This window comes from Nocardia sp. NBC_01730 (assembly GCF_035920445.1).
Taxonomy (GTDB): Bacteria; Actinomycetota; Actinomycetes; order Mycobacteriales; family Mycobacteriaceae; genus Nocardia.
In genome coordinates this window covers 4,755,350-4,771,259 of record NZ_CP109162.1, presented here as the reverse complement: position 1 = coordinate 4,771,259, position 15,910 = coordinate 4,755,350, and the positions used below count along the sequence as shown (strand labels likewise).

Sequence of the window (15,910 nt, the reverse complement as noted above, 5' to 3'; positions counted from 1 at the left end):
CCGCTCGTACATTGTCGAAAAGGTATTTGAAAGAGCGATCCGACGGCAGCGATCGGAACATCGGGAACGGATAGTCCTGGCTAAGAAAGATAAATACGGATACGTTCGATTGGTAGCGCAATTCGGGAGCGGGTCGCTGTGCTCCGGATCGCGGGCATGATTCTGAAGTATGCTGCGCGATAACTTTCGATGGATGTAGTCGGGTTCTGCGTACGCGTGGCCGGAGTTTGCTTTCACGGCGAGTTATCGGATGTTCTCATCGGTGAGTTTCGTTTGGAGATCACGTTGCCGATATCGACGACAGTATGCTGCCTTCGGGATGAAAGATCTTGGTCTGTATTGAGCGACCCTCTGCGCTGGGGTGGCATGCTCCGACCAGGAAATACTGTGCTCATGCAGGGGCTCCGACCCGCGACAAACGGCCGCGATGATGACCACGGAGGAGGGTAGGTCGGCCTCCGCGAGTGCGCCACTTCCGCTCCGGGTCGGCAAATCGGGACGCTACCCGCTCGATGCTGAATGTCATCGCGCGGCCTGGTTCGGGCATGCGCCGCTCCATCATTGCTCCCCGGCCGCTGCGAATCGGTGGGGCGTCGATATCGCAGGAGGCACCGGATCGGTAAGCTGAAAGTTTGCCCGAGGATTAAGCGTGCAATAGTCACCCGGCGGAACGGGGTCTGCGGTGCGTTCGCTATTCGGTACAGGACGTATATCGGTACAGGGCATATATAGGACCGGTATCGCAGTTCGTCGGCTGCGATACCGTGATTCTGCGCGCGGACTCGAACGTGCGGTAGAGTTCCCGAGCGTGAAAGTGGGCCCAGGAAAACGCACAGCGTGGCGCACGTTGTTGCCGACCGTGGCAGTGCTGATGCTGATCAGCAGCTGCGCGGCGAACCCGCCGCCGCCCATCGAGAGCACCGACAGCCCGAAGACCACGCCGGTGAAACCCGCGGAGACGACGGTGGTCGTCGCCCTGGACACCATCGGAACGGCCTTCAATCCGCATCTGCGGTCCGACCAGTCGGCCGCCACCTCGGCGATCGCCTCGCTGGTGCTGCCGAGTCCGTTCCGGCCGGTCCCCAGTCCGACCACGCCGGGGACGACGGCGTGGGTGCCGGACTCGTCATTGCTGGTTTCCGCCGATGTCACCGCGCAGGAACCGTTCACGATCACCTATCGGCTGCGCAACGAAGCGTCCTGGTCCGACGGGGCGCCGATCGCGGCCGAGGACTTCCGATATCTGTGGCAGGAGATGATCTCGGAACCGGGGGTCGTCGATCCGGCGGCCTATCGGCTCATCTCGGATGTGAACTCTTCGGCTGGTGGCAAGACGGTGACCGTCGTGATGTCGCAGCCCTACCCTGGCTGGCGCGAGCTGTTCACGGATCTGCTGCCTTCACATCTGTTGAAGGACGCTCCGGGTGGGTTCGCCCGTGGGATGAACGGCCAGGTGAGCGGCGTTCGAGTGTCCGGAGGACCGTTCGGGATCCGATCGGCCGACCCCGGACGGGACGAGATGCTGCTGGAACGCAACGACCGCTTCTGGGGTACCCCGGCCATGCCCGGCCAGATTCTGCTGCGCCGCGGCGGCACGACCGCTCAGCTGGCGGGCTCGCTCCGCACCGGCGATGTCCAGATGGCGCTGGTCCACGGCGGCGTGGCGACCCAAGCTCAACTCGGTGCGATTCCGTCGGTGCGGACCGCCATCATGCCGCAGTCGCGGGTGCTGCAGCTGGTGCTCAACGGACGCAGGGGTGAACTCGGTGATCCGCGGGTCCGGTCCGGGGTGCTCGCGTTGCTGGACCCCGCGTTGCTGGCGGCGGTTGGTGCGCAGACCGGCAACTGGGTGGAACCGGCGCGCGCCCAGGTGCTCGCACCGTCCGATCCCGGTTACGTCCCGACCGCTCCGCCGAGGCCGTCCGCGGACGGGGCCTTCGCTTTGCTCGCCGCCGCGGGTTTCGGGCGGGCGCCGGAGCCGCCGCCGGTGACGTCGCCGACCTCACCCGCGCCGCAGCCGAGAACGATCGGCAAGGACGGCAAGCCGCTCGCCGTGCGGATCGGCGCAGCCGACAAGGACGCTACCGCGCTCGCGGTGGCCAATACCGCCGCCGACCAATTGCGTAGCGCCGGAATCGATGCGACGGTGCGCAGCGTCGCCGCCGACGAGTTGTACGGTAAGGAATTGATCGACGGCACGGTCGACGCGATCGTCGGCTGGGAGGTGGCCGGTTCCGATCCGGCGACCGTCCTGGCCTCCCGCTACGGTTGTCCACCGCCCGCGCTGCCGGAACTCACCGGAATCGCGCAGGCCATCGCCGAGGCCGCCGCGCGCGCGCCGAGCAACGTCTCCGGTGTGTGCGATCCGACCCTGCAGCCCGCGTTCGACGAGGCGCTGCGCGGAGTCGAGGTGGGCCGGGTGCTCGCCGATGCCGAGCCCAAGCTGTGGGCCATGGCCACAGTGCTGCCGATCGTGCAGGACAACGCGGTCGCGGTGTCCGGGCCGCGGGTGGACGGTGCCTCGCTCAGCGGCGCCATCCAGGTCGGCATCTTCGGCGACGCCTCGATGTGGCGCAGGATTCCGTGATGGCTGCGACGACTGGTGGGTTGCTGCTGGTGCACGCCCACCCGGACGACGAATCCATCACCACTGGAGGCACGATCGCGCACTATGGCCGCCATGGTGTGCCGGTCACCGTGGTGACCTGCACCCTCGGTGAAGAGGGCGAGGTAATCGGCGACGAGTGGGCGCAGCTGGCCGCCGATCACGCCGATCAGCTCGGCGGATATCGGATCCTGGAGCTGACCCGTGCGCTGTCTGCCCTGGACGCGGCGCCCCCACGGTTCCTCGGCGGTGCGGGGCGCTGGCGCGATTCCGGCATGGCGGGCACCCTCGCAGCCGACAAACCGAGGGTGTTCGTGCGGTCCGGCGAGGAGGCGGTGCGGGCCCTCACGGAGCTGGTGCTGGAAGTGCGGCCGCGTGTGGTGGTCGGCTACGACCCGAACGGCGGCTACGGCCACCCCGACCACATTCGGGCCCATGAGATCACCACGGCCGCCGTGCACGCCGCCGCGGACGCGGGCTGGAACACCCCGAAGTTCTACTGGACCGTGACCGACGCCGACATGCTGCGCCTGCACACCGCCGCGCTGGCCAAGCGCACGGTCGATGGGTTGCCCGGCCGGCTGCCGCCGGGCTGGCGGCTGCCCGCGGACGGGGAACTCGCGAGCGTGCCGAGCCACACCGTGACCACGACGATCGACGTCTCCGACGAGCTCGCCGCCAAGCGCGCCGCGCTGCGGGCGCACGCCACCCAGGTCACCGTCGCGCCGTCCGGGCGCGAGTTCGCACTGTCCAACAATGTCGCTCAGCCGGTACTGCCGGAAGAGCACTTCATCCTCGTGCGCGGCCGGCGTGGTCCGGTCGGGCCCGACGGCCGTGAGCACGATCTGTTCGCGGGCTTGGACTGACCGATTCCGCCGAGTGACCGGCGTGTTCCACGTTGTTTCCGAATAATCCGAATAATCCGCGCAATTCGACCCCGCTTTTCCGAAGTGCCGCCGACCTGCGCGGATCCGCCCCCTGTGGGTTGCTGTCGCGATGGATCCACGCGACGGGTACCGTTCCCGTGATCTCGCGATATCGATGTGGAAGGTTCAACTTCATGACAGCGGTCGGCGACAAGGCTCACCTCAGCATCGAGGACCACGGATACCACAAGAGTCTCAAGCCGCGGCAGCTACAGATGATCGCGATCGGCGGCGCCATCGGCACCGGCTTGTTCCTCGGCGCGGGTGGACGGCTCGCCAATGCCGGACCAGGATTGTTCCTGGTCTACGGAGTGTGCGGATTATTCGCCTTTCTCATTCTGCGGGCGCTCGGTGAGCTGGTGCTGCACCGGCCCTCGTCCGGCTCGTTCGTCTCCTACGCACGCGAGTTCTTCGGCGAGAAGGCCGCGTTCGTGGCCGGCTGGATGTACTTCTTGAACTGGTCGATGACCGGTATCGCCGACACCACCGCGATCGCACAGTACTTCCACTACTGGTCCGGGTTCGGCCACATCCCGCAGTGGGTGCTCGCGCTGATCGCGCTGGTCCTCGTGCTCGGCGTCAACCTGATCTCGGTGAAGTGGTTCGGCGAGATGGAGTTCTGGGCCGCGCTGGTGAAGGTGTTCGCGCTCAGCGCGTTCCTGATCGTCGGCACGGTCTTCCTGCTCGGCCGGTTCACCGTGCAGGGAAGCCCGACCGGCCCGAGCGTGATCACGGACCACGGCGGCCTGCTGCCGACCGGCATCATGCCGCTGGTCGTGGTGGTCTCCGGTGTCGTGTTCGCCTATGCCGCCGTCGAACTGGTCGGCACCGCGGCGGGTGAGACGGAGAACCCGGCCAAGATCATGCCGCGTGCCATCAACTCGGTGATCGCCCGGATCGCGGTCTTCTACGTCGGTTCGTTGGTGCTGCTCGCGCTGCTGCTGCCGTACACGAAGTACACCGCCAAGGAGAGCCCGTTCGTCACCTTCTTCACCATGCTCGGTGTGCCAGGCATCGGCAGCGTGATGAACCTCGTCGTCCTGACCGCCGCTTTCTCCAGCCTGAACGCAGGCCTGTACTCGACCGGACGTATCTTGCGCTCGATGTCGATGAACGGCAGCGCACCGAAATTCACCGGCGTGATGGGCCGCAACGGAGTTCCCTATGGCGGCATCCTGCTCACCAGTCTGATCGCGTTGGTCGGCATCGCACTCAACGGCATCGTCCCGGACAGTGCTTTCGAGATCGTGCTGAACATGGCCTCGCTGGGCATCGTCGCCTCCTGGGCCACCATCGTGCTGTGCCAGCTGCAGCTGTGGCGCTGGTCGACGCAGGGACGCATCGAGCGGCCCGCGTTCCGGATGTTCGGCGCGCCCTACACCGGGCTGCTCACCCTGCTGTTCCTGTTCCTCGTCGTCGTGCTCACCGGATTCGACTATCCGCTAGGGACCTGGACGGTCGCGACCCTCGCGCTGATCATCCCGGCCCTGGTCGTCGGCTGGTTCGCTACCCGTAAGCGGGTGCTGGCGATTGCCGAGCAGCGCGCGGGCTACACCGGCGAGTTCCCGGTCGTCGCGAACATCCCGGTGGACGGAGAGAACTGATCGTGCGCGTGGAAACGCCGGAATAGACTCGGCCCTATGTACAACTGGCAGCTCCAGGACGCGATCGTGGCGTTCGTCGACAGCATGAAGCCGCACTGGCCTGCGCAGCACGACCTGTACATGACAGTGCTGTACGGCTTCGTCGACATGCAAAGCCACCTGCTGACCCTCCTCGGCTACCCGCCGGTGCCGTGACAACGAAGGTCGACGATTACGCGGGTGATCACGCCGCCGTGGAACCGGGTGCGGGTCGCATCCGGGTCGCGCTGGCGCCGGTGGTCCTGGTTCTCCTGGTCCTGAACGGCCTGATCACCCTGTTTCTCGAGGTCTTGTACCTGCCGACCTATCTCGGAGCCATCGCCTTTCCGCTCTCCGGCGTCCTAGCCGGTGCGGTCAACCTCCTGCTCGTCCTGGGGGCGCGTTCGGTCTCGCAGCGCACCGCGGCGATGTTCCTTCCGCTGGTCGCGTGGGCGCTCGGCTTCCTGGTCTGCGCGAGTACCGGCCCAGGCGGCGACATCATGCTCGGCAGTGATTGGCGCACCGTGCTTCTGCTGTTCTGCGGGCTGGTGCCGCCCCTGCTGTATATCTACTTCCGGATGAACTCGGTCCTATTTCCGTAGGAGCTGAGCCTGCCGCTTGGGAACTCAGCCGTCACCGCGCTGGGTCCGCCGGACCCGGCGATCGGCGATGCGTGGCTCGGGCGGGTGTGTCTTGGTCGTGGTCACCACGATCTTCATTGAACGCTCGCGCGGTTCAGCAATCGATCAGCGACACCGGTAGCCCGGGTGGTCGGTGGTGCCCATGCGGCACGTGCGAGCCGTCCCGGTGGGTCAGCGCGTGCCGAGCCGTCCCGGTGTGACGGCCTCGATGAGTTCCCATGCCGCGTCGAACGGAACGTCGACCACCGAGTAGCGCTTCTTGCCCGCGGCGGTCGCCGCGACCACCGTGGCGAGTCCGGCGCGCCGCTGGAAGAAGGTCTGCCGTACGGTCCAGCCGATCACGCCGGGTGCCTCCAAGCAGTCCCGATCCCGGTCGAGCGATCCGGAGCGGGTGATCAACCAGGTGGGGGTGGCCGCCGTGCCGGGCAGCACGGTGTGCCCGAGACCGCGGTAGCGGTCCTCCGCCAGCACGATGGCGATCGGAAGGGGCAGGCCGGGCACCAGCCACCACCACGGCGAATAGTCGATTCCCGCAAGGGAAAAGCCGATCAGCGCCAGAGCCGCTACGACGACCGGAAGGAGCGCGCGGGTATATCGGCGGCGCCGGGCGGCAGGGCCGTGCGATATCAGCGGCGCGCTACCGGGTGCGCTGTGCGAGGACGAGGGCGAGCCGAACTGCCAGGTACCGTTTGCTGTTATTTTCGATGTGGTCGGAATACGGTTGTCCCGCAGCTCATTCGGGGCGAGCAGGTGGCCGAGGGTGTGCTCGATGGCGCCGCGCGGGGCTTGGGGCAGGATCTTCTGGCGCGGGTTCTCGCCGGTCATGATCGCCTCCAGCTCGGCAGCCCCGGCCAAGCGCAGCAGCAGCGGCTCCTTCACCGTTGCGCCGCGCAGCCGGGCCAGGTCGAGCGTGATCTGCCGGGTGGTGAACAGACCGTGGCGTAGTTGCATGGTCTTTCCGTTGTCGGTGACACGGAGCCCGAAATAGGTGGCCAGGTAGTGCGCGCAGGACGAGACGCTGACCACGATGACGACGGTGAGCAACAGCGCGGCACCAGCGATGGCCAGTACGAGGGCGCTGCCGTTCTCGACGTTCTGCACCGCGTCCGACCGGAACACTATTTCGCCGATCCCGTACTGGAACGCTACGCCCACGATCGGCGCGATGATCGCGAACCCGGTCAGCGACAGCGGCGCGTACCGCACCCACTCCGGTTTCCAGTGTCCGATCTCGCGCGCAGGGGTCCTTGCCGTCACGAAACCGCCGGCCGACTTCTCCGGGAGTTCGTTTCGTTTTTCGGCCTGAACCGCCGACCCCGCGGTGTGCGCGAGCAGGGCCTTGCGCAGCTGCGGCAGCACCCGCGCGTTCAGGGCGTCGAGCTTGAACTTCTCCCCGGAATCCGCCCGCTGCCCGGTCCCGATCGCCAGCACAGCCAGCCCCAGCGCCCGGTGCAGCAGATCCGCCTCGATGTCCACCGACCGGATCCGTGACCTCGGCACGGACAGCTTCTTGCGCTGTACCAACCCGGTGCGCAGCTCGACGTGGGTCGGTCCGACCCGATATGTCGTGGTGAACCAGCGGGTGAGCGCGAACCCCACGATCAGCGTTATCGGGATGACGCTCCACACGTGATTGCCGCTGCTGGTGCCGAGGATCACCGAACCGATCAGCACCGGGATGAACTTCACCACTTCGGTGATCGGATGGACCAGCAGCATTCGCTTGTCCAGCCGCAGCCAGGGCTGGTCGGAGCGATGCTCGGCGGTGCCCGTGGTTCGCTCGCTCACGTCGCATCCCCGCGGTGCTGGGCGGCGATCCGGGTCAGGCGCGTGACGGTCTCCTCGGCCACGGGGAGGTCGAGGGCGCTGATCTGCACGGCGCCCGCGGAGGAGGCGGTGGTCACGGTGACCGTCGCCAGTCCGAGCAGGCGTTCCAGCGGGCCACGTTCGGTGTCGACGGTCTGCACCCGGGAAATCGGCGCAACCCGGTTCTCCTGGGTGAGCCAGCCGACCCGGGTGTACACCGCCTCGTCGGTGACCTCCCAGCGGTGCACCGCGTACCGCCACCACGGCACCACGGCGACGTTCAGCGCGGCCAGCGCAAGGGTCACCAGCAAGACCCCGAGTTGCCAACCCCGATGCCCGGCGTCGACCAACGCCCAGATGATCTGCGCCGCGAACGGAACCGCCCAAGCCAGCGCGGCCTGCACCGTCCACAGGAGCTTCGCCTTCGGACTGGGGCGCCAGGCCGGACCGGCCATGATCGTGCGCGACTGCGACATAACTGCCATGGTTGCATGACCACGCGCCGGTTGGCGCCGCAAACATCGACAGGTCAGCGCGACGGTGCGCGTCCGCGGGAACAGCCACTCGGCGAGGGAACGCCACCCGTCGTCGTCGATGTCTTTTCTGTTGTACGGCAAAGGATTTGTCTGATGGCGGGCTCGTCGAACGGGATGGATCATCCCGATGGCACAAATTGTCGACTCCGCAGTTCGGGAACGGTTCCCGGAGCAGCGCTCGCCGAGCCACGCGTCGAGGGCTGACCGCACCGTGCGCCTCGACTACCCGGTGCGGCGTCCTCGGAATAGCCGTCCATGCCGCACGGTTGTCAACGCTCAACGGTGCCTACGTCCCGCTCGGGCTCCGTTGTGAGCGGATCCGTCGACCCAGTGGCTCGTCGGCTGCGCCTCACTCACAAGCACTGGAGGGAGACAGTTCCGGATGTGTAGCGCATGATCGAGGGCGTGACCGACCTACCGAACCCGAGCGTCCCGTCCGCATCGCCCAGTACGTCGGCCATGCGTCGGGCGCTGCGACGAGCCCGTGACGGTGTCACATTGAACGTCGACGAGGCCGCGGTGCTGCTGCACGCGACCGGCGATGATCTGCTGGACCTGTGCCACAGCGCCGCGCGGGTGCGTGATGCCGGGCTGGCGTCGGCGGGTCGTCCGAAGACGATCAGCTATTCGCGCAACGTCTTCATCCCGCTGACCCGCCTCTGCCGCGACAAGTGTCACTACTGCACCTTCGTCACCGTGCCCGGCAAACTGCGTGCCGAGGGCAAGGGCATGTTCCTGGAGCCCGAGGAGGTCCTCGATATCGCACGCCGAGGTGCGGCCTTGGGTTGTAAGGAGGCGCTGTTCACGCTCGGTGACCGGCCCGAGGATCGCTGGCCGGAGGCCGCGCAGTGGCTGGACGAGCGCGGGTACGACTCGACGCTGGACTACCTGCGCGCCGTGTCGATCATGGTGCTGGAGGAGACCGGTCTGCTGCCGCACCTGAACCCGGGCGTGCTGTCGTGGGAGGAGATCTCGCGGCTCAAGCCGGTGGCGCAGTCGATGGGCATGATGCTGGAGACCACCGCCACCCGGCTGTTCACCGAGAAGGGCAACTGCCATTACGGCAGCCCGGACAAGGATCCCGCGGTGCGGCTGCGCGCCATCACCGATGCGGGCCGGCTTTCCGTGCCCTACACCACCGGTATCCTCGTCGGCATCGGCGAGACGATGGCGGAGCGGGCCGAATCGATCATGGCGATCCGTAAGCAGCACAAGGCTTTCGGGCACATCCAGGAAGTCATCATCCAGAACTTCCGCGCCAAGGACGACACCGCGATGCGGGATGTGCCGGACGCGGGCATCGACGAGTTCTTGGCCACCGTCGCCGTCACCCGGGTCCTGCTCGGCCCGGACGTGCCGGTGCAGGCGCCGCCGAATCTGGTGTCGCACGCCGAGTGCCGCGCGCTGATCGATGCGGGCATCGATGACTGGGGTGGTGTGTCGCCGGTGACGCCGGATCACGTGAACCCGGAGCGGCCGTGGCCGAATCTGGACACGCTGCGGGAGATCACCGAGGCGGCGGGCTATCAGCTGGTCGAGCGGACCTCCGCGCATCCGAAGTATGTGCGCGCGGGCAACCCATGGGTCGATCCGCGCATCGGTGCGCACGTCGCGGCGCTGACCGATCCGGCGACTGGGCTGGCGAACCCGGACGCGATACCGGCCGGCCTGCCCTGGCAGGAGCCGGACGAGTCCTGGGAGTCGGCCGGACGCGTCGACCTGAACACCTCGATCGACACCGAGGGCCGCAACACCGAAAGCCGCAGCGATTCCGCGCTCGGTCACAGCGGTGTGAGCGAGGGGCCCGGAGGCGGTAGCCTGCGTGACCACGGAGGGCCCGCGAACGCCGCTGATCAACACAGCGGTGTGAGCGAGGGGCCCGGAGGCGGTAGCCTGCGTGACCACGGAGGGACTCGTGAAGGCCGCCGATCGGACACTGACATCGTCGGCGCTTTCGGTGACTGGGACACGATCCGTGAGCAGGCGCGTGATCTCGCGGCCGCGACGCCGCAGCGACTGGATGCCGATGTGCTCGCCGCGCTGCGTGCGGCCGAGCGCGATCCGGCGGGACTGACCGACGCCGAGTATTTGGCTTTGGCCACGGCCGAGGGCCGCGAGCTCGATGCGGTGGCCGCGCTCGCCGATCAGCTGCGCCGCGACACCGTGGGTGACGAGGTCACCTATGTGGTGAACCGGAACATCAACTTCACCAACATCTGCTACACCGGCTGCCGGTTCTGCGCGTTCGCCCAGCGCAAGGGCGATGCGGACGCATTCACCCTCAGCGTGGACGAGGTCGCCGATCGGGCGTGGGAGGCGCACGTCGACGGTGCGACCGAGGTGTGCATGCAGGGTGGCATCGACCCGGACCTGCCGGTCACCGGATATGCCGATCTGGTGCGGGCGGTCAAGCGGCGGGTGCCGTCGATGCACGTGCACGCGTTCAGCCCGATGGAGATCGTGAACGGCGCCTCCCGCGGCGGGCAGAGCCTCCGGGATTGGTTGGTCGCGCTGAAGGAAGCCGGCCTGGACACCATCCCCGGCACCGCCGCGGAGATCCTGGACGACGAGGTGCGCTGGGTACTCACCAAGGGCAAACTCCCCTCCTCGGCCTGGATCGAGGTGATCACCACCGCCCACCAGGTGGGTCTGCGCTCCAGCTCCACGATGATGTACGGCCACGTGGACAACCCGAAGCACTGGGTCGGCCACCTGCGTGTACTGCGCGGAATCCAGGACGAGACCGGCGGTTTCACCGAGTTCGTTCTGCTGCCGTTCGTGCACCAGAGTGCGCCGCTGTATCTGGCGGGCGCCGCGCGGCCAGGGCCGACGAACAGGGACAATCGGGCCGCGCACGCACTCTCGCGGATCATGCTGCACGGTCGGATCCACAACATCCAGACCAGCTGGGTCAAACTCGGCACCACCGGCACCAGGGTCATGCTCAACAGTGGCGCCAACGATCTCGGCGGTACGTTGATGGAGGAAACCATCTCCAGGATGGCCGGCTCGCAGCATGGGTCCGCCAAGACCGTCGCCGACCTGGTCGAGATCGCCTCGGGTATCGGGCGTCCGGCCCGCGAGCGGACCACCACCTACGGCGTGCCGAAGCACAAGATGTCGGCGCTGCCGTTGACGGTGGGATAGCGCGAATCTGTCGCGCTCTGTGGTGACCGCGTTGCGCGATCGCCGGCACGTCGTCATATTGGGGTGGCCCGCCATAATCAACGGGGGCCACCCCAGGACTACCAGCACAACAAGTGATTTCATGAGCACATGGGTAACTCACTGGACACGCCCAGAACTCGAGCAGTCTCGACGCAGGACCTGAACGCAAGTCCCGCGCCACCCAACTAGTACGGCCGGAAGATCCGGAGAGGCGGAACAAGGCCACCCCGAATAGGGCAGGCTGACCAGTAGTAGCGTGGGGTGCCGGGATAGGGTTTCGCCGGGCGGACTATCCCGCAGGCGAGGACAGACTAGGAGAGCGGCAGTGCCGTACATCATCGCTGAACCGTGCGTTGACGTGAAGGACAAGGCATGCATCGAGGAGTGCCCCGTTGATTGCATCTACGAGGGTGGTCGCATGCTGTACATCCATCCCGACGAGTGCGTGGACTGTGGTGCATGTGAGCCGGTGTGCCCGGTGGAGGCGATCTTCTACGAAGACGACACCCCGGACCAGTGGAGCGGATACGTGAACGCCAACGTCGACTTCTTCGACGAGCTGGGCTCGCCGGGCGGCGCGACGAAGGTCGGCAAGGTCGATTACGACCCCCCGTTCATCAAGGAACTGCCTCCGATGGCGACTGAATGAGATCTGACGTGTCATCGCGTGGCCGGGTCAGCAGGCTGCTGCCCGATTTTCCCTGGGACACCATCGCTTCGGTGAAGGCGAAGGCGGCGGCCCACCCCGGCGGGATCGTCGATCTGTCCGTCGGTACCCCCGTCGACCCCGTCGACCAGGTGATCCGGACGGCATTGAGTTCGGTCGCCGAGGTGCCCGGGTATCCGACCACGCACGGCACACCCGAACTCCGCGCGGCCGCGGTCGACGCGCTGAAGCGGCGTTACGGGATCACCGGTCTCGACCCGGCGGCGGTGCTGCCCGCGATCGGCACCAAGGAGCTGATCGCGGGAATGCCGAGGCTGCTCGGTCTGGGCGCGGGCGACTTGGTGGTCATCCCCGAGGTCGCCTACCCCACCTATGAGGTGGGCGCGCTGCTGGCGGGCGCGCAGGTGCTGCGTGCTGACGGACTGACCCGGCTCGGACCGCAGAAGCCCGCGCTGATCTTCGTGAACTCCCCGTCCAACCCGACCGGCCGCGTGCTCGGCGTCGACCACCTACGCAAAGTAGTGGCCTTCGCCCGTGAGCGCGGCGCGATCGTCGCGTCCGACGAGTGCTACCTGGGCCTGGCCTGGGAGGGTCGTGCCATATCCATCCTGGACCCTGAGGTGTCCGAGGGCGACCACACCAACCTGCTCGCGGTGCATTCGCTGTCCAAAACCTCCAACCTGGCCAGCTACCGCGCCGGTTTCGTGGCGGGCGATCCCGCCCTGGTCGCCGAGCTGCTCGAGGTGCGCAAGCACGCGGGCATGATGGTGCCGTTCCCGATCCAGGCGGCGATGACGGCCGCGCTCAGTGACGACGCGCACGAGGCGCAGCAGCGCGAGCGGTATCGGGCACGCCGCGACGTGTTGCGAAAGGCGCTGGTGGAAGCCGGTTTCCGGATCGATCACTCGGAGGCGGGCCTGTATCTGTGGTCGACCCGCGGCGAGCCGTGCCGGACCACACTGGACTGGCTGGCCGAACGCGGCATCCTCGCCGCACCCGGCGACTTCTACGGCCCCACCGCAGGCGCGCACGTGCGGATCGCGCTGACCGCGACCGACGAGCGCATCGCCACGGCCGCCGAACGGCTCACCGCGGGCTGAAGGCCGAGCACCCGAACCCGTCACTGACTCCCCGCGCGCCCCGCCGGGAGTTAGCCTGAAGTATGGACGCTGTTACGGTTGTCCCCACGCCCGGCAACGAGCCGGCGCACTCCTACGCGCCGGGAAGCCCCGAACGGGAGCTACTGCTCGGCAAACTCGCCGAGCTGTACGCCGAAACCGTCGACGTGCCGCTGGTGATCGGCGGCAAGCACCGGCCGGGGATCGGCGAACGGCACGACATCGTCGCGCCGCATCGCCGCAGGCACGTGCTGGGGACCTACACCGACACCACACACTCGGAAGCGCACGGAGCCATCGATGCCGCGATGGCGGCCGCGCCCGGTTGGCGGGCGATGCCGTTCGAAGAACGTGCCGCGGTCCTGTTGCGCGCGGCCGACCTGCTGGCCGGGCCGTGGCGGGAGACCGTCGCCGCGGCCACCATGCTCGGCCAGTCGAAATCGGTCCAGCAGGCCGAGATCGACGCGCCCTGTGAGCTGGTCGACTTCTGGCGTTTCAATGTCGCTTTCGCGCGCGGAATCCTGGAGCAGCAGCCGCAGTCCAGCGCCGGAGTGTGGAACCGCATGGACTATCGGCCGCTCGAGGGGTTCGTCTACGCCATCACGCCGTTCAACTTCACCGCGATCGCCGGGAACCTGCCGACCGCACCCGCGCTGATGGGTAACACCGTGGTATGGAAACCTTCGCCCACGCAGACGTTGTCGGCGTTCTACACGATGCGGTTGCTGGAGGCGGCGGGCCTGCCTCCCGGCGTGATCAACATGGTGACCGGCGACGGCGCGCAGCTGTCCGAGGTGGCGCTGGCCGATCCCCGGCTGGCAGGCATCCACTTCACCGGTTCCACCAAGACATTCCGGTACCTGTGGCAGCAGGTGGGCGCGAATATCGGTCGCTACCATGGCTATCCGCGCCTGGTCGGGGAGACCGGCGGCAAGGACTTCATCGTCGCCCACTCCTCCGCCGACCCAGACGCGTTGCGCACCGCCTTGATTCGCGGGGCATACGAGTATCAGGGCCAGAAGTGTTCGGCGGCTTCGCGTGCCTACATCGCGCGTTCGGTATGGCGCGAGATCGGCGACGACTTCCTGCATCAGACCGGCCAGCTGAGCTACGGCGACGTCGCGGATCTGTCCAATTTCGGTGGGGCCCTGATCGATCGGCGCGCGTTCGACAAGAGTGCGGCGGCCATCCGGCGGGCCGGGGACGCGGGCATCACCATCCCGATCGGCGGCACCTACGACGACAGCGAAGGCTGGTTCGTCCGGCCGACTGTGCTGGTGGTGGACGATCCGCACGACGAGTCGTTCGCCACCGAGTACTTCGGACCGATCCTCGCGGTGTACGTCTACGACGACGCCGAACCCGGCTCCTACAGCGCGATTCTCGCCGAGGTGGAGTCGGCGGCGCCGTACGCGCTGACCGGCGCGGTGTTCGCGCAGGACCGGTACGCGATCGAACAGGCTGACGCCGCGCTGCGATTCGCGGCGGGCAATTTCTACGTCAACGACAAGCCGACCGGCGCGGTCGTGGGTCAGCAGCCGTTCGGCGGTGCGCGCGCCTCCGGCACCGACGACAAGGCAGGCTCGCCGCTGAACCTGCTGCGCTGGGTCGCGCCGCGCACGATCAAGGAAACCTTCGTTCCGCCGGTGGACTACCGCTATCCGCACATGGGGACATGATGTGCGGCGCGTCATGCGGCCGGGAGGCGGCGCGGTGAATCCGTTGCGGCTGGTGATTCTGGCCGCGTCGTCATCGAATCTCAGGTTCCTCCTGCGCGTGGTGTGATTCGCAATTCGTGCCAACATCGGAAAGTGGGCAGGGCAGATGCCCTGCCCACCTACCCTCTGGTGTAACGTATCCGAGTTTTCTACACCAGTGGTCTACCCAGGCGCAAACGCCTTCGTAGGTCGAAAAGATACGCGTTGAGTGGGAACATCCGTGCTTGTTTGGGCAAACGGGTGTGTATCGCAGCGATGGCCCGCAGCATCCGATCGAATCGGTGCTGGTCGCGTTCGGTCCAGGACATGCCCATCTCGTCGCGCAAGTGTTGTGGGAGAAGGCCGGTGACGAAGAAGCGTTGCAGCTTCGCGAAGGTGAACCGGACGAAGCGCGGCACCATCTTCAGATCGATCAGATCGTCGAAGTAGTCCCGGAGCGCGGGCTCGATGCTGCGCTGCGCCAGGTTCTCGTCCCAATACCGCTGGAACTTCGCACGATTCGCGGGCCACATTTCGGGCCGCATCTGCAGCGTGGTCCCGAACCGCGCGGCGTAGTAGTAGAAGGCGTCGGCGGTGGCGGGGTCCATCGGGCCGTGCATCCGGGTGTAGAGGTCGTCGATGCCCCAGTACAGGCAGGCGGCGACCCACAGTTGCAAGTTCGGGTCGAAGGCGTTGTATTTCACCGGGCTCGCTGCGGTGGAGTGGACCGGGCGGTGCGACACATTGACGGCGTCGCGGTAGGCGGCGCGTTCCTCGTCCGAACCCATCAGCGCGACCGCGATGTAGGTCAGCGTGGTGCGCAGCCGCTTGATCGGGTGCAGAGTGACCTTGCCGCTGTCGACGGTGCTCTCCAGGACTCCACGCCCGACCGGCCGCAGGCTCAGCTGCATGATCACATTGGCGGTGCCGCCAAGGAAGGCGGCGATTCCGTCCACATACTCTCGAGCGGTTTCCGGGGTGAGGGTCTGGCTCGGATTCGGCTCGTTCTCGGATGCGGGCAGCGGGGCGGTCATCGTCGACCTCGTCTTTCCGTGTCCGTCCGCTCGCCGCGGAGCGGACGGTGAGAAGATTGCTAAGCCACCTTCTCATTGCTTCGAAAGGGT

The 15,910-nt window shown here is 67.1% G+C and carries 12 protein-coding genes; 9 read left to right on the top strand and 3 right to left on the bottom strand.

The window, feature by feature from the left end:
• Positions 1 to 871: 871 nt before the first annotated feature.
• The 5 genes from OHB12_RS19305 (at position 872) to OHB12_RS19285 (ending at position 5,755) form a co-directional block, all read left to right on the top strand.
• A complete protein-coding gene (locus OHB12_RS19305) occupies positions 872 to 2,587 on the top strand; it encodes an ABC transporter family substrate-binding protein (RefSeq protein ID WP_327121251.1) in 1,716 nt (571 codons plus the stop codon).
• Positions 2,587 to 3,471 carry an N-acetyl-1-D-myo-inositol-2-amino-2-deoxy-alpha-D-glucopyranoside deacetylase gene (gene mshB, locus OHB12_RS19300; RefSeq protein ID WP_327109997.1) on the top strand — a complete coding sequence of 295 codons (885 nt, stop codon included), beginning with the start codon at positions 2,587 to 2,589 and terminating at the stop codon, positions 3,469 to 3,471. The genes OHB12_RS19305 and mshB overlap by 1 nt, the downstream gene beginning before the upstream one ends.
• Before the next feature lie 194 nt (positions 3,472 to 3,665).
• Positions 3,666 to 5,135, top strand: a complete 1,470-nt coding sequence (locus tag OHB12_RS19295) for an amino acid permease (RefSeq protein WP_327109996.1) — start codon at positions 3,666 to 3,668, stop codon at positions 5,133 to 5,135.
• A 36-nt stretch (positions 5,136 to 5,171) separates the two neighbouring features.
• Entirely contained in the window at positions 5,172 to 5,330 is a 159-nt protein-coding gene (locus tag OHB12_RS19290; RefSeq protein ID WP_327109995.1) for a hypothetical protein, read from the top strand.
• Positions 5,327 to 5,755, top strand: coding sequence for a hypothetical protein (locus OHB12_RS19285; protein WP_327109994.1), 429 nt, complete (start codon positions 5,327 to 5,329; stop codon positions 5,753 to 5,755). The genes OHB12_RS19290 and OHB12_RS19285 overlap by 4 nt, the downstream gene beginning before the upstream one ends.
• A 210-nt stretch (positions 5,756 to 5,965) precedes the next feature.
• Here OHB12_RS19285 and OHB12_RS19280 read toward each other — a convergent pair whose 3' ends face one another.
• Both OHB12_RS19280 and OHB12_RS19275 read right to left on the bottom strand, forming a co-directional pair.
• A complete protein-coding gene (locus OHB12_RS19280) occupies positions 5,966 to 7,513 on the bottom strand; it encodes a PH domain-containing protein (protein ID WP_442800115.1) in 1,548 nt (515 codons plus the stop codon).
• 65 nt (positions 7,514 to 7,578) lie between these two features.
• Positions 7,579 to 8,076: a PH domain-containing protein gene (locus OHB12_RS19275; RefSeq protein ID WP_327109992.1), complete on the bottom strand. Its 498-nt coding sequence runs from the start codon at positions 8,074 to 8,076 to the stop codon at positions 7,579 to 7,581.
• Positions 8,077 to 8,529: 453 nt separating this feature from the next.
• On the opposite strand from OHB12_RS19275, the gene cofH reads away from it, so the two are divergent.
• The 4 genes from cofH to pruA all read left to right on the top strand — a co-directional run bounded on the left by cofH (position 8,530) and on the right by pruA (position 14,768).
• A complete protein-coding gene (gene cofH / locus OHB12_RS19270; RefSeq protein WP_327109991.1) occupies positions 8,530 to 11,283 on the top strand; it encodes a 5-amino-6-(D-ribitylamino)uracil--L-tyrosine 4-hydroxyphenyl transferase CofH in 2,754 nt (917 codons plus the stop codon).
• A 346-nt stretch (positions 11,284 to 11,629) separates the two neighbouring features.
• The gene (gene fdxA / locus OHB12_RS19265) at positions 11,630 to 11,953 is read left to right on the top strand and encodes a ferredoxin (RefSeq protein ID WP_040695137.1); all 324 of its coding nucleotides are present in this window, start codon (positions 11,630 to 11,632) and stop codon (positions 11,951 to 11,953) included.
• Positions 11,950 to 13,071 (top strand): succinyldiaminopimelate transaminase, encoded by a 1,122-nt coding sequence (dapC, locus tag OHB12_RS19260; RefSeq protein WP_327109990.1) that lies wholly within the window; start codon positions 11,950 to 11,952, stop codon positions 13,069 to 13,071. The genes fdxA and dapC overlap by 4 nt, the downstream gene beginning before the upstream one ends.
• A 62-nt stretch (positions 13,072 to 13,133) precedes the next feature.
• On the top strand, positions 13,134 to 14,768 hold the full coding sequence (pruA, locus tag OHB12_RS19255) for an L-glutamate gamma-semialdehyde dehydrogenase (RefSeq protein ID WP_327109989.1): 1,635 nt from the start codon (positions 13,134 to 13,136) through the stop codon (positions 14,766 to 14,768).
• A 188-nt stretch (positions 14,769 to 14,956) separates the two neighbouring features.
• On the opposite strand, the gene OHB12_RS19250 is transcribed toward pruA, so the two are convergent.
• Positions 14,957 to 15,820, bottom strand: coding sequence for an oxygenase MpaB family protein (locus tag OHB12_RS19250; protein WP_327109988.1), 864 nt, complete (start codon positions 15,818 to 15,820; stop codon positions 14,957 to 14,959).
• Between the last annotated feature and the right edge of the window lie 90 nt (positions 15,821 to 15,910).